Source organism: Arthrobacter sp. P4_H3, from assembly GCF_056400885.1.
This window is the reverse complement of sequence record NZ_JBFUKK010000039.1, coordinates 1-14,833: the sequence shown is the minus strand read 5'-3', so window position 1 is coordinate 14,833 and position 14,833 is coordinate 1. Positions and strand designations below refer to the sequence as shown.

Here is a 14,833-nt window from a genome sequence, read left to right as displayed (position 1 = left end):
GAGTACGACCTCGCCGGCCTGCTCACCAGCACTCCTTGCCCATGAATCCTCCACCGCCCATACAGCGCCCTGACCGGCACACAGGGCGCATCCAACAACCGAGCCGCCGCCCGATACCCGACGCCCTTCTCAAACAACGCTACAGCCGCCTCACGCTGCGCCTCAGCCAATGAACTACGTGCATGCATAAAACTGCTCCCCGAAAGCCGGAACTGAATTTCTCAGTCCAACTTCCGGGGAGCAGTTCAAACTGAGAGAGCGTCTGTTACTGGAACGTGTGGCGGTTGGCCAGGACCGGGAGCTTTGTCCGGGCTTCCCTGACGACGGCGGTGTCCAGGTCCGCGAACAGAAGCCCGGTGCCGCCGTCGAGCTCTTCGATGACCTCACCAAGCGGAGAAACGACGGCGGAGTGCCCCACCCCGGTGGGCGCCGATCCCTTGGTTTCGATGCCTTGCGTGGCGGGATCGCCCTGGCCGCAGGCCAGCACGTAGGTGGTGGTGTCCACGGCGCGGGCACGGGCCAGCAGGCGCCACTGGTCCACCTTTCCCGGCCCTGATCCCCACGAGGCACAAACGATGTTCACTTCGGCACCCAGGTCGGCGTTGGCTGTGAACAACGCCGGGAACCGGACGTCGTAGCACGTGGCCAGGCCGAAACGGATGCCGCCGAGCTCGAAGGTGACCGGTCCGGTGCCGGCGTCGACCGTGTCTGATTCGGCGAACCCAAAGGCATCGAACAGGTGGATCTTGTCGTAGCTCGCCTCCACGCCGGGGCCCGTGACAAGGAGCGTATTCCGCACCTTCCTGACCTCCTCGCTGTCCGCGCCGCCGCCGGTTTGGCCGGGGGCGGCAGGACCGGCGTCTCCCGGGGTGAACATTCCCGCCACAATCACGATGCCCAGCTCTGCGGCTATGCGCCGCACGCGGGTTGCCCACGGACCGTCGAGCGGCTCGGCAATATCCAGAAGCGAATTGCCGAACGCGCGCATGGTTGCTTCCGGAAAAACGACCATTTCTGCGCCGCCTTTTTTCGCTTGGCGGGCGAAATTTTCCACGAGCTCCAGATTCCCGGAAATGTCGCGGCCCGTCACTACTTGAGCAAGTGCAACTCGCACAATTACCTCCAACTTGGCGTGTTCTTCCAGTATGAACGCTGAACAAGGCCAGCCCATTTCCCGACACATTGCGGAAAATATCGGGCATTTGTGTGGCACAGCTAATATTTAAGCAATGGTCATGCCACTCCTAGACACAGCCTCAACCGTGGACGCCTCCCGGCCGTTTCCACTAGGTATCAGCGTTCCGCGCACGGGTTCTCCGGCAACGGACGATCCTCAGAGTGCCTGCGCTAACGTCGCAGTGTACGCGCCCGGTGTGAGCACGCTTGAAATCGCCTACTGCGCGCCCGACGGAACTTGGCAGCTGAAAACGCTGCCGAACGTCACCAATGATGTCCACCACGGCATCGTGGACGGCTTCCCCACGGGGTCGAGGTACGGGTTCCGCTCCTCTTCCGAGGATGACGCCCTCCCCGTATCGGTGCCCACCGTGGCCTTTGACCACGACGGCGAGCAGCCGCTGCTGTTGGACCCTTACGGCCGTGCCGTGGATGAGCGCGAAGGCTTCCTCACCAACGTGCGGATGTCCCCCGGATTCGACTGGAGCGGCGACCGCAGTCCTCACATTCCGTGGCGTAACACCATCATTTACGAGGCACACGTCCGCGGCCAAAGCATGTTGCACCCGGACATCCCCGAGAATCTCCGGGGCACCTACGCCGGCATGGCGCACCCGGCAATGATTGAGCACCTCACTGGCCTGGGCATCACCTCGGTCCAGCTGCTGCCGGTCCATTTCCACTTGGACGAACCGCACCTCCAGAACCTGGGCATGACCAACTACTGGGGCTACAACACCGCGGCATTCTTTGCTCCGCATCCGGCGTACGCCACCCAGGCCGCCCAGGCGGCCGGGCCGCAGGCCGTGCAGGACGAGTTCAAGGGCATGGTCAAGCTTTTGCACGCGGCGGGCCTGGAAGTCATCCTGGACGTGGTCTACAACCACACAGCCGAAGGCGGACGCGACGGGCAGACGCTCAGCTTCCGCGGGCTGGGGGAGATGCAGTACTACCGGAACGACGGCAACGGCCGGTACGTGGACACCACCGGGTGCGGCAACACCCTCAACTTTGGCCACCCCCGGGTGGTCCAGTTGGGCCTCGACTCGCTGAGGTACTGGGTTGACGAGTTCCACATCGACGGCTTCCGGTTCGACCTCGCCGTTACCCTCTGCCGCAACGCCGCGAACGACTTCGACCCACACCACCCCTTCCTCGTGGCCATCGCCGCGGATCCGGTGCTGTCGTCCGTCAAGCTGATTGCCGAGCCGTGGGACGTGGGCTACGGCGGCTGGCAGACCGGACGCTTCCCGCACGGATGGGTGGACTGGAACGACCACTACCGTGATGCGTTGCGCTCCTTCTGGGTCGCGGACCGGGCCGCGATCGATGCCGGCGGCCAGGGCGGTTCCGTGGCGCGCCTCGCAGACTCCATTTCCGGCTCCGCAGGCCTTTTTGCGGAATCGGGTCGTTCCCGGATGGCATCGCTCAACTTCTTCACCGCCCATGACGGTTTCACCCTGGCCGATCTCGTGTCCTACGACCGCAAGCACAACGAGGCCAACGGGGAGCAGAACCGCGACGGCCACGGAGACAATCGCAGTTACAACCACGGCTTTGAAGGCCGGACCGAAGACGAGGAGATCCTGGCACGCCGGGCGCAGACCAGCCGCAACCTGATGGCCACGCTGATGGTGTCCATGGGGATCCCCATGATCACCGCCGGTGATGAGATCGGGCGCACGCAGCAGGGCAACAACAACGCCTACTGCCAGGACAACCAGATCACGTGGCTGGATTGGACCAGCACGCCGGAATCCCACGCCATGCTTCGCAGCACGAAGCGGGTCATACGGCTCCGCAAGGAGTTCCTGGCAGGCCAGCCGCACGACTACCCCTCCCGGGACAAGCAGGCCTATCTGCACTGGTTCGACGAGCACGGCAATCCCATGTCGATGGACCGCTGGAATGACCCCCAGCACCGGGTTGTCCAGCTCCTGCTCGGGTCCGACGATGGCCAGGTGGACGGACTCGTGGTGGTGAACGGCAGCGCCAACGACATGAAAATCACCCTGCCCGACGTCAGCAACGAGGACGGCACGGGAAGACGGCTGTTCGAACTCCGGCTGACCACCTCTGAACTCCACGACCGCCGGCAAGGTGTGAGGGTGGCCGCCGGCGAGCGTGACGTTGTGCAGTCCAACACCATCAGCATCTACCGCACGTAGGTTCCGGATAGGGGGAATCCATGAGGAGGATCGCGAGGCTCCTGACCTTGGCCGCGGTTCCTGCCTCAAGCCTTCCGTCGGAGGCACGGGAGACCCGGGCCCTGATCGCCCGCGGCGCACCTTACCCCTACACGCCGGACCACTACGAATCGTTTCTGTTTATCGTCGAAGGCAAATAAGGGCAAAATGAAGATCTACTCCGCTGACACCTGGACCATCGATGAGCTGCGCGAGCAGGCATCGGACGCCGGCCGCCGGGTCCTGGTGATCCCCGCCGCCGACACGAAGAAGGCGGTGCTCCAGACCTTCGGGGAAGTATTGGATTTCCCGGAGCACTACGGCGTCAACCTCGATGCCCTCAATGACTCCCTGCACGACTTCGCTGATACGGTCACGGACGACGGCAAGGAACCCCTCACGTTCATCTGGCAGGTCCCGGCCGTCTACCGCTCGGACCGCTCGTTCGGGATCATCTGCGAGACTCTCCAGGACGCCGAGAGCTACGCCGGCAGGAGCCTGTCCGTGGTCGCCGTCTTCCTCTAGCCGACGCTCTCTCACTTCCTGCCGCCAAAAAATCAACCCTCTCGCACTTTTCGCAAGGAAAGCATCCACGCTCCTGCGACTTTCGCCGTTAAAAACGCAACGTTCCCTCACTGGGTGAGGGAACGTTGCCGGTCGGGACCGTAGGAACGCCTAGGCGTTGACGATGAGCCCCAGCTCAGCCCGCGAGGCGAGGGCCGAGTGCTTGGGCAGCACCCGCACGGTGTAGCCAAAGGAACCGGACCGGTCGATCAGCAGGGAGCCGCTGAAGAGGAAACGTCCCTTGCCGAGGTCTTCCTTGGGCACCAGGTCCGCCACCGTCACATCGGCCAGTTCGTCGCTTTCCTCGGCGCGGCCGAATGCAACTTCGACGGCGACGTCGTCCGGGTCAAGATCGTGCAGCGCGATGTAGGCGTTCACCTGGAGGGTGTCCCCGATCTGTGGGTCCTCGGAGACGCCCACCGAATCGACGTGTTCCACCTGGATCTGGGGCCACGAAGCGCGGATCCGTGACGTCCACGCTGCCAGTGCAATGGCCTGGGAGAAGGAATCCGCGACCGCCCGGCGCCCCGCAACCGCTGCGGGACGGTAGAGGATGTTCACGTAGTCCTGGAGCATCCGCTCAGCGGAGACGGCCGGGCCAAGGTGCGCCATGGTGTGCTTGATCATGGACACCCAGTGCGTGGGGACCTTCTGTGTTCCGGATTCCGAAGGCCCTGCGGCTCCGGCTGCGTCGGAAACGGTGAGCCCGTAGAAGCGGGGCGCCACCTGCGTTTCCAGCAGCTCGTAGAGGGCGGCGGCCTCGATGTCGTCGCGTTCCTCGGGCGAGGCGTTGTTGTTGGCGGTGGGAATTGCCCAGCCGTTTTCGCCGTCGTACATTTCGTCCCACCAGCCGTCCAGCACCGACAGGTTCAGCGAGCCGTTGATGGCTGCCTTCATCCCGGACGTGCCGCACGCCTCCAGCGGCCGCAGCGGGTTGTTCAGCCACACGTCGCAGCCGGGGAACAGCGTGCGTGCCATGGCGATGTCGTAGTTGGGCAGGAACGCGATGCGGTGGCGCACCTCGGGATCGTCGGTGAACCGGACCAGGTCCTGGATCATCTTCTTACCGGCATCATCCGCCGGGTGCGACTTGCCCGCGATGACCAGCTGGATGGGGTGGGTCTCGTGCAGCAGCAGGGCCTTGAGCCGGGCAGGTTCGCGGAGCATCAGGGTGAGCCGCTTGTACGTCGGTACCCGTCGGGCAAAGCCGATGGTGAGGACATCCGGGTCCAGCACCGAATCGGTCCAGCCGAGCTCGGCGTCGGCAGCTCCGCGTTTCTTCCACGCTGCGCGAAGGCGCTTGCGGACGTCCTCCACGAGCGAGACGCGCATCTCGCGGCGGAGTGCCCAGACGTCCTCGTCGCTGACGTTGTACGCGAGGTCCCAGCGGCCCATGGCTTCCGCCTCGGCACCGAACTGGTCCCGGGCCAGCTTGGAGACACGGCTGTCCACCCACGTTGGGACATGGACGCCGTTGGTCACCGAGGTGATGGGAACTTCCGAGTGGTCGAAGCCCGGCCACAGGGCCGAGAACATTCCGCGGGACACCACACCGTGGAGCTTGGCCACGCCATTGGCGCGCTGTGCCAGCCGCAGGCCCATCACGGCCATGTTGAAGACCGACGGGTTGCCGTCCGCGAAGTCTTCACGCCCCAGGTCCAGGATCCTGGACACCGGCACGTCGGGAGCCAGACCGCCCTCGAAGAAGTGCTGGATCTGCGAGACCTCGAAACGGTCGATGCCGGCCGGCACCGGGGTGTGCGTCGTAAACACGGTGGAGGCACGCCCCGCCGCCAGTGCTTCTTCCCAGCTCAGCGGACGCTCAGAGGACATGAGCTCCTGGATGCGTTCAATGCCCAGGAAACCGGCGTGGCCCTCGTTGGTGTGGAAGACCTCCGGCGCCGCGCAGCCCGTAAGGCGCTGGTAGACGCGCAGCGCCTTCACGCCGCCCATCCCGAGCAGGAGTTCCTGCTGCAGCCGGTGGTCCCCACCGCCGCCGTACAGGCGGTCTGTGATGCCGCGGGCGGCGTCGTCGTTGCCCGGAACGTTCGAGTCGAGCAGCAGCAGGGGGACACGCCCGACGTCGGCACGCCAGATGTGCGCCAGCAGCCGGCGCCCGTGGGGGAGCGGCAGCGAAATCTGGATGGGTTTGCCGTTGCCGTCGGGGGAGTCTTCGCGGAGGAGCGTCAGCGGGAGCCCGTCCGGGTCCAGGACCGGGTACGTTTCCTGCTGCCAGGCGTCCCGGGACAGGGACTGTTTGAAATAGCCGGCCTGATAAAGCAGGCCGACGCCGATGAGCGGCACGCCGAGGTCCGATGCTGCCTTTAGGTGGTCGCCGGCCAGAATTCCCAGGCCGCCGGAATACTGCGGCAAAACTTCGGTGATTCCGAATTCCGGTGAGAAGTAGGCGATGCAGGACGGGGCATCGTCACCCAGGCCCTGGTACCAGCGGGGCTGCTCGAGGTAGCGGTCAAGGTCCTCGGCTGCGGCCTGGACGCGGCGGACAACGTCCTGGTCCGCTGCGAGGCGCTGCAATTCCTCCCTGCTCACCAGGCCAAGGAAACTTACCGGATCGTGGGAACTGTCGTCCCAAATGGCGGGGTTGAGTCCCTCAAAAAGCTCCCGGGTGGGCCGGTGCCACGACCACCGCAGGTTGGTGGCCAACCGGGCCAGCGGCCGGATGGATTCCGGTAGGACGGTTCGGACGGTAAATCTGCGGATAGCCTTCACCTGCGTCACACTAACTGACAAGATGGGCCGTCGGAACAGGTTTAGGTTTCTTTTAGGTAAATGACGGATTGCTCTAAGAAAAACGGAAGTCCCCTTAGCAAAACGGGCGATTTCTAGATAACGTCGAGTTTGTGACGACTAATACGCGAACCAGTGCCGGATCCAGTAAAAAGCCCAAGGCCCTGATCACGGAAGGCCTGCGTTTTGGCCGTTTCCCGATCACGGCCGTTCAGCCCGTGGTGGACGGAGGTAAGTTTCCCGCCAAGGCGTTGCCCGGTGAGGGCCTTGTAGTTGGCGCGACGGCATTCCGCGAAGGGCACGACCAGCTCGGAGTCAGCGCGGTGCTGTTTGATCCCAAGGGCAAGGAACGCCAGCGGGTCCGGCTGGCGCCGCCCCGCGGCGACCGCGGGAAGGGCACCGACCGGTGGGAAGGCATCATCACCCCGACCGGCCCGGGCAACTGGTCGTTCGCCATTGAAGCCTGGCATGACCGTTACGGGACCTGGCACCACAACGCAGAGGTCAAGATTGAAGCGGGCATCGACGTTGAACTGATGCTGGCCGAGGGCGCTGCGCTGCTCTCCGAGGCATCCGAGGATCCGGCCCGCCCCTCCTCCGACCGGCGGACGCTCCGGACCGCCGTCGTGGTTCTGTCTGATGCGTCGCTGTCCGTGGAGGAGCGGCTCGCTGCCGGGTTCGGCCCCGAGGTGACCGACGTCGTCCAACGCCAGCCCATCCGTGAACACGTCACCGTCTCGGAGCGCTTCCCCCTGCTCGTGGAACGCGATCTGGCCGGCCGCGGTGCCTGGTACGAGTTCTTCCCCCGTTCCGAAGGGGCCGTCCGCAACCACACAACAGGCGAATGGCAGTCGGGAACGTTCCGGACTGCCGCCCAGCGGCTCGACGCCGTCGCGGGCATGGGCTTCGACGTCATCTACATGCCGCCCATCCACCCGATCGGGGTGCAGCACCGCAAGGGCCCGAACAACACGCTGATCGCAGGCCCGCACGATCCCGGTTCGCCGTGGGCCATCGGAGCCAAGGAAGGCGGACACGACGCCATCCACCCGGACCTCGGCACGTTCGAGGACTTTGACGCGTTCGTGGCGCGTGCCCGCGAACTCGGCCTCGAAGTGGCACTGGACCTGGCCCTGCAGGCGGCGCCGGACCATCCCTGGGTGGAGTCCAACCCCGAATGGTTCACCACCCGGGTGGACGGCAGCATCGCCTATGCCGAAAACCCGCCGAAGAAGTACCAGGACATCTTCCCGCTCAACTTCGACAACGATCCCGAGGGGCTGTCCAAGGAGATCCTCCGGGTTGTGCTGCTCTGGGTGAGCCACGGCGTCAAGATCTTCCGGGTGGACAACCCGCACACCAAGCCGGTCTGGTTCTGGGAATGGCTCATCGCCAAGGTCAACAAGAAGCACCCCGAAGTGGTGTTCCTGGCGGAGGCGTTCACCCGCCCGGCCATGATGCACGCGCTCGGACGGGCAGGCTTCCAGCAGTCCTACACGTACTTCACCTGGCGGAACACCAAGACCGAACTCGAGGAGTACTTCACCGAGGTCAGCCATAAGTCGCCGGCGTATTTCCGCCCGAACTTCTTTGTGAACACCCCGGACATCCTCACCGAATACCTGCAGTTCGGCGGTCCGGCAGCCTTCAAGATCCGTGCCGCACTCGCGGCGACGGCAAGTCCGCTTTGGGGCGTCTACGCGGGATACGAGCTCTACGAGCACGTGGCACGGCCGGGCGCCGAGGAGTACATCGACAACGAGAAGTTCGAGTACAAGGCCAGGGACTGGGACGCGGCGGCGGAATCAGGACGGACCCTTGCCCCGTACCTGACCAGGCTCAACGAGATCCGCCATGCGCACCCCGCACTGGGGGACCTGCAAAACCTGACGCTGCACCACAGCACGGACGATGCCACCATCGTCTACTCGAAGCACAAGACGCTTCCGGACGGCACCAAGGACACGCTGATCATCGTGGTGAACGTCGATCCGCACGGCACCCGGGAGAGCACTGTTTCCCTGGATCTCGCGGCTCTCGAACTCGACCCCGAGGACCTGACGCACAACGGAGGCTTCCGGGTGGATGATTTGCTGACCGGCGAAAGCTGGGAGTGGGGCGAATACAACTATGTGCGCCTGGACGCCCACCTGGAACCTGCACACATCCTGAATATCCGGAGGTAGCATTCGTGAGTTTTAGTCCACAGAACCCGAGCCAGCACTTCACCCCCAAAGGCACCTTCGAGCTCAACGCCCCCGGCCTCCAGCACGATCCCCTGTGGTACCGCAAAGCGGTGTTCTACGAAGTCCTGGTCCGCGGCTTTGCGGACGGAAACGGTGACGGCTCCGGAGACTTCCATGGCCTCATCGACAAGCTGGACTACCTGCAGTGGCTGGGTGTCGACTGCCTCTGGCTGCCACCGTTTTTCCAGTCCCCGCTCCGTGACGGCGGCTACGACATCTCGGACTACAACTCCGTGCTCGATGAGTTCGGCACCATCAGCGACTTCAAGCGGCTGGTGGCCGAGGCGCATGCCCGTGGCGTCCGGGTGATCATCGACCTGCCGCTGAACCACACCTCTGACCAGCACCCCTGGTTCCAGGAGTCCCGCAAGGACCCGGACGGGCCGTTCGGCGACTTCTACGTCTGGAGCGACACGGACGAGAAGTACCAGGATGCCCGCATCATCTTCGTAGACACGGAAGAGTCCAACTGGACGTTCGACCCCATCCGGCGGCAGTTCTTCTGGCACCGGTTCTTCAGCCACCAGCCGGACCTGAACTTCGAGAACCCGAAGGTCATCGACGCGCTGTTCGACGTCGTGCGTTTCTGGCTGGACCAGGGAATTGACGGCTTCCGCGCCGACGCCATCCCCTACCTTTTCGAGGAGGAGGGCACCAACTGCGAGAACCTGCCCGCCACTCACGACTTCCTGCGCAAACTGCGGAAGATGGTGGACGACAACTACCCGGGCAGGGTCATCATCGCCGAGGCAAACCAGCCGCCGGTGGAGGTGGTGGAGTACTTCGGGACCGAAGAGGAACCCGAATGCCACATGGCTTTCCACTTTCCCATCATGCCGCGGCTCTACTACGCGCTGCGGGACCAGAAAGCGGCGCCCATCATCGAGACGATGAAGGACACCCCGGACATTCCCGAGGGTGCCCAATGGGGTACGTTCCTGCGGAACCACGACGAGCTCACGCTGGAAATGGTCACGGCCGACGAACGCGCGGCCATGCTCGGCTGGTACGCGCCCGACCCCCGCATGCGGGCCAACATCGGCATCCGCCGCAGGCTGGCGCCGCTGCTGGATAACTCCCGGGCAGAGATAGAGCTCATCAACGCACTGTTGCTCTCGCTCCCCGGCAGCCCCTTCCTGTACTACGGGGATGAAATCGGTATGGGCGACAACATCTGGCTTGAGGACCGGGATGCCGTCCGTACGCCGATGCAGTGGAACCCGGACCGCAACGCAGGCTTCTCCCATGCCGACCCGGGCAAGCTTTACCTGCCCGTGATCCAGTCGCTGGTCTACAACTACAGCATGGCCAATGTGGAGGCTGAGGCCGCCCATTCCGGCTCGCTGCTGCGGTGGACCCGGCAGATCCTCAGCGTCCGGAGGAACCACCCCGCGTTCGGGCTGGGGGGCTTCAAACACGTCGAAGCGGACCACGACGTCGTCCTTGCCTACCTGCGGGAGATCCCGGCCGACAATGCCGCCGGTGAAGATGCAGAATCGATCCTCTGCGCGTTCAACCTCTCCCAGCACCCGGTGGCCACCACGTTGCGGCTTCCGCAGTTTGCCGGCCGCGGCCTCCGGGACGTTTTCGGCGGCCAGCCGTTCCCGGCAATCGGCGACGACGGCCTGCTCACGCTGACGCTCGGCAGCCACGATTTCTTCTGGCTGCGGATCCGCTCGGCAGCTTCCAACCCGGCCTCGCCGTTCACCCAGGCCCTCCCGGTCCTGTCCATCGAAGGCTGACATGACCCAATCCACACTCACCCCGTCCCTCGCCGAACTGCTCAGGGCCTGGCTGCCGCGCCAGCGCTGGTTCCCCGTCAAGACGGGTGACTTCACGTTGTCGCCCGTCGGCGGTGTGCGCCTGGACGACAGCAGCGGCGAGGTGGGCCTTGAGGTGTTCCTGGCGGCAGTCACCTATCCCACGGCCGACGGCGGCAGCCGGACCGACGTCGTGCAGGTCCCGCTGAGCTTTCGGGTCGAGCCCCTGCCGGGCAAGGAAGCTGCGTTGGTCGGCGAGGGAGGGGACTCCGCCCAGGGACGCCGCTGGATCTACGATGCCGTCCATGACCCTGTGTTTGTCTCGGCCTGGCTGGAGCTCATCCGCGGCGGCGGCACCTCGCCGGAAGGAAACGCGGTGGGCCACCTGGTGCCTTCCGACTACCGGCTGCCGACGGCAACCGGCACCGTAAAGGTCCTCTCCAGTGAGCAGTCAAACAGTTCGGTGATAGTGGACGACGGCGGCTCTGCGGCCATCGTGAAATTCTTCCGCGTGCTGTCCGAAGGACGGAACCCGGAAGTGGAAATCGGCGCAGCCCTGACGACGGCCCGGACCTCGGAAGTGCCGGCGACCCTGGGCTGGGTCACGGGGGAGTGGGAAGCCCCGCTGGACGGCGCCGAAGATAAGCCGCGCACGTCTCAAGGCGAACTCGCCGTTGCCCATGAGTTCCTGGCCGGCGGGCGGGACGCGTGGCGGCTGGCGGTTGATGCCGCAAGTTCGGGTACGGACTTCACGTCCGAGGCCCACGCCCTGGGCGTTGCCACCGCTACAGTGCACCGGCGGCTGGCCGAGGCCCTCGGCCTGGCCGCGGAATCCGCGCCGGGTAAGGACATAGCGCCCGGAGTAGCGCAGCGCGTCCTGCAGTCCTGGACGGAAGCAGGGCCCGCCGTCGGGCCGTACGACGACGCCCTGTCCGGCCTGCTCAAGCAGCTTGAAGGCAGCAACGCCGGTGCGTTGCAGCGGATCCATGGTGACCTCCACCTGGGGCAGATCCTGCAGGTGCCCGGGCACCAGGGGGAACCTGAACGATGGGCCATCCTGGACTTCGAAGGGGAACCGCTGCGGCCCATCGCGGAACGCAATTTCCCCGACGTGCCGTTACGCGACGTCGTCGGCATGTTGCGGTCCTTCGACTACGCCGCCGGTGCCGCCCAACGTGAGCAGGCCGGGGTCCGTGTGCCCGAATCCTGGGTGGACGACTGCGCCGACGCGTTCCTGGCGGGTTACGGCGAAATTACGCCCGGGACCATTGACCGCCGCTCGCCCTTGTTTGTGGCATTGTGGCTGGACAAGGCTTTGTATGAAGTTGTCTATGAGTTGCGGAACAGGCCCGGATGGCTGGACATTCCGGTAAATGCCTCACGACGTCTCCTCAGCAGTACAGGCTCCGGCGCATCAGCCGCAGCCGCAGCGGAAGGTAACAAAATGACAGGCTCAGCACGTACAGACCGGCCCGGTGTGCCGCTTCAGGTGGACGCGGAGACGCTCTCCCGGGTGGCGTCGGGCGAATATCACGCCCCGCACTCCATCCTGGGGGCGCACCTTGACGACCACGGACACGTCACGATCCGTACCGTCAAGCACTTGGCCTCGGCGGTTTCGGTTGTGACCGCAGCCGGCACCGTGCCCATGACGCATGAGGCCAACGGTGTCTGGGCCGTGATGCTGGACCCCCTGCAGCCGGGCCATGTTCCGGACTACCGGCTGGAAGTCACCTACGAGGGCCTGCCCCCTCAGGTAATGGACGATCCCTACCACTACCTCCCGACGGTCGGGGAGGTGGACCTTCACCTGATCGGCGAAGGCCGCCACGAGAAACTGTGGGAAGTGCTTGGCTCCCATGTCCAGCACTACAAGTCCTCCCTCGGTGACGTGGACGGAGTCTCATTCGCCGTGTGGGCACCGAATGCACAGGCCGTCCGGGTCAAGGGTGACTTCAACGCCTGGGACGGCCGGGAGAACTCGATGCGCTCGCTGGGCTCGTCCGGCGTCTGGGAACTCTTCATCCCGGGTGTTTTAGCAGGGGCGTGCTACAAGTTTGAAATCAAGACAAAAGCCGGCCATTGGGTGGAAAAAGCTGATCCCCTGGCATTCGGAACGGAGGTCCCGCCGCTCACGGCGTCGCGGGTCGTCGAGTCGGCCTATGCCTTCAAGGACGATGAGTGGATGGCCGCCCGGGCCGAGCGGGACCCGCACAACTCGCCCATGAGCGTGTACGAGGTCCACCTTGGATCCTGGCGTCTGGGACTGGGCTACCGAGAGTTGGCCAAGGAGTTGGTGGAGTACGTCAAGTGGCTGGGCTTCACCCACGTGGAGTTCATGCCGGTGGCGGAGCACCCCTTCGGCGGTTCCTGGGGCTACCAGGTGACGTCCTACTTCGCGCCCACGTCCCGGTTCGGCCACCCGGACGAATTCAGGTTCCTCGTGGACGCGCTGCACCAGGAGGGCATCGGTGTCCTGCTTGACTGGGTGCCGGCGCACTTCCCCAAGGATGCCTGGGCGCTGGCCCAGTTCGACGGCGAGGCACTGTACGAGCACGCTGACCCGAACCTGGGCGAACACCCGGACTGGGGCACGCTGATCTTCGACTTCGGCCGCACGGAAGTCCGCAACTTCCTGGTCTCCAACGCGCTCTACTGGCTGGACGAGTTCCACATCGACGGCCTTCGCGTGGATGCCGTCGCCTCGATGCTTTACCTCGACTATTCGCGTGAGGAAGGCCAGTGGCAGCCCAACAGGTACGGCGGCCGCGAAAATCTTGAGGCGATCTCCTTCCTGCAGGAAGCCAACGCCACTGTGTACAAGACCCACCCGGGCGCGGTGATGATCGCGGAGGAATCGACTGCCTTCCCCGGGGTGACCGCCCCGACCAGCGTCGGAGGCCTGGGCTTCGGACTCAAATGGAACATGGGTTGGATGCACGACTCACTCAAGTACGCATCCGAAGACCCGGTAAACCGCAAGTGGCACCACGGAACCGTCACGTTCTCGATGGTCTACGCGTTTACTGAGAACTTCCTCCTGCCCATCAGCCATGATGAAGTAGTGCACGGCAAGGGCTCCATGCTCCGGAAGATGCCGGGCGACCGTTGGCAGCAGCTCGCCAACCTTCGCGCTTTCCTGGCCTACCAGTGGGCCCACCCCGGCAAGCAGCTGATCTTCATGGGCACTGAATTCGGCCAGGAGGCTGAATGGTCCGAACAGCATGGCCTGGACTGGTACCTGGCGGAAATTCCGGCGCACCGGGGTGTCCAGTTGCTCACCAAGAAACTCAATGAGCTCTACACGTCGACTCCCGCGCTGTACGAACGGGACAACGAGCCGGGCGGGTTCCAATGGATCAACGGTGGAGATGCTGACCGCAATGTCCTGTCGTTCATCCGCTGGGACACTGACGGCAACCCGCTGGTGTGCGCCATCAACTTCTCCGGCGGCCCGCACCAGGGCTACACCCTCGGTGTTCCGGTAACGGGTGCGTGGCAGGAGGTCCTCAACACGGACGACTCCGCATATGGCGGTTCGGGTGTCCTGAACAAGGGCGCCATCACAGCGACGGCGGAGGGCCAGGACGGCCAGCCGGCGACGCTGAGCGTTACGTTGCCTCCACTGGGTGCGGCCTTCTTCAAGCCGGCCAGCTGACCCAGGCATAAAAGCGCGATCGAAAGCCCGGGATCCCTGTGATCCCGGGCTTTTTGCGCCCCTGATGGAGGTGGCTTTGTATCCTCGCAAAAGTGGTGGTAGAGTTTATTTCCGCGCTGCTCCCCGGAGTTGGCCAGCAAAGACTTCACAGATTGCCGCAGGCAAAGTGAGTCGGGTTGGCCGATTTGACTCGGGTGAAGCAAGCGGGTAAGTTTGGAAAGTTGCTCCGGAGCGATCCTTGACTGTTTGTTGGTTGTGGTGGTGCCGGGTGTGTCTGTTGTTTGAGAACTCAATAGTGTGCCAAGTTTGTTGATACCAATTTATTTATATGGATTGGTTGAATTGGCCAGGTTGTGCCACCCCGTGGTGTGGCCTGGTTGTTTTTCAGCTGGTTTCAAATTTTGTGCAGCCGTTTTCTTCCGTTTTCCCGGGGGTGGTGGTTGTGTCTGTTTTTGTTTTACTTCAACGGAGAGTTTGATCCTGGCTCAGGATGAA

General features: G+C 64.2%; 8 protein-coding genes. 6 read left to right on the top strand and 2 right to left on the bottom strand.

Annotation, left to right across the window (positions count from 1 at the left end; translation table 11 throughout):
* Positions 1 to 265: 265 nt before the first annotated feature.
* Positions 266 to 1,114, bottom strand: coding sequence for a carbon-nitrogen hydrolase family protein (locus tag AC1DRE_RS24950; RefSeq protein WP_476987146.1), 849 nt, complete (start codon positions 1,112 to 1,114; stop codon positions 266 to 268).
* A gap of 115 nt (positions 1,115 to 1,229) precedes the next feature.
* Here AC1DRE_RS24950 and glgX point away from each other — a divergent pair, with 115 nt between their 5' ends.
* The 3 genes from glgX to AC1DRE_RS24935 are packed head-to-tail and all read left to right on the top strand — an operon-like array spanning position 1,230 to position 3,887.
* On the top strand, positions 1,230 to 3,344 hold the full coding sequence (glgX, locus tag AC1DRE_RS24945) for a glycogen debranching protein GlgX (RefSeq protein ID WP_476987145.1): 2,115 nt from the start codon (positions 1,230 to 1,232) through the stop codon (positions 3,342 to 3,344).
* A gap of 20 nt (positions 3,345 to 3,364) precedes the next feature.
* Complete coding sequence (locus AC1DRE_RS24940; protein ID WP_476987144.1) at positions 3,365 to 3,523, top strand: hypothetical protein; 159 nt, start codon at positions 3,365 to 3,367, stop codon at positions 3,521 to 3,523.
* Between the two features lie 7 nt (positions 3,524 to 3,530).
* Complete coding sequence (locus AC1DRE_RS24935) at positions 3,531 to 3,887, top strand: barstar family protein (protein ID WP_476987143.1); 357 nt, start codon at positions 3,531 to 3,533, stop codon at positions 3,885 to 3,887.
* 150 nt (positions 3,888 to 4,037) lie between these two features.
* Here the strand turns inward: AC1DRE_RS24935 and glgP are convergent, their stop codons facing one another.
* Positions 4,038 to 6,656: an alpha-glucan family phosphorylase gene (gene glgP, locus AC1DRE_RS24930; protein WP_476987142.1), complete on the bottom strand. Its 2,619-nt coding sequence runs from the start codon at positions 6,654 to 6,656 to the stop codon at positions 4,038 to 4,040.
* Between the two features lie 131 nt (positions 6,657 to 6,787).
* Between glgP and AC1DRE_RS24925 the strand changes: the two genes are divergently transcribed.
* From AC1DRE_RS24925 to AC1DRE_RS24915, 3 genes are read left to right on the top strand one after another with little or no spacing between them, the layout of a single operon-like run.
* Positions 6,788 to 8,860: an alpha-1,4-glucan--maltose-1-phosphate maltosyltransferase gene (locus tag AC1DRE_RS24925; RefSeq protein ID WP_476987141.1), complete on the top strand. Its 2,073-nt coding sequence runs from the start codon at positions 6,788 to 6,790 to the stop codon at positions 8,858 to 8,860.
* Between the two features lie 5 nt (positions 8,861 to 8,865).
* A complete protein-coding gene (gene treS, locus AC1DRE_RS24920) occupies positions 8,866 to 10,662 on the top strand; it encodes a maltose alpha-D-glucosyltransferase (protein WP_364127867.1) in 1,797 nt (598 codons plus the stop codon).
* Between the two features lies 1 nt (position 10,663).
* A complete protein-coding gene (locus AC1DRE_RS24915; RefSeq protein WP_476987140.1) occupies positions 10,664 to 14,338 on the top strand; it encodes a 1,4-alpha-glucan branching enzyme in 3,675 nt (1,224 codons plus the stop codon).
* Positions 14,339 to 14,833: the final 495 nt, after the last annotated feature.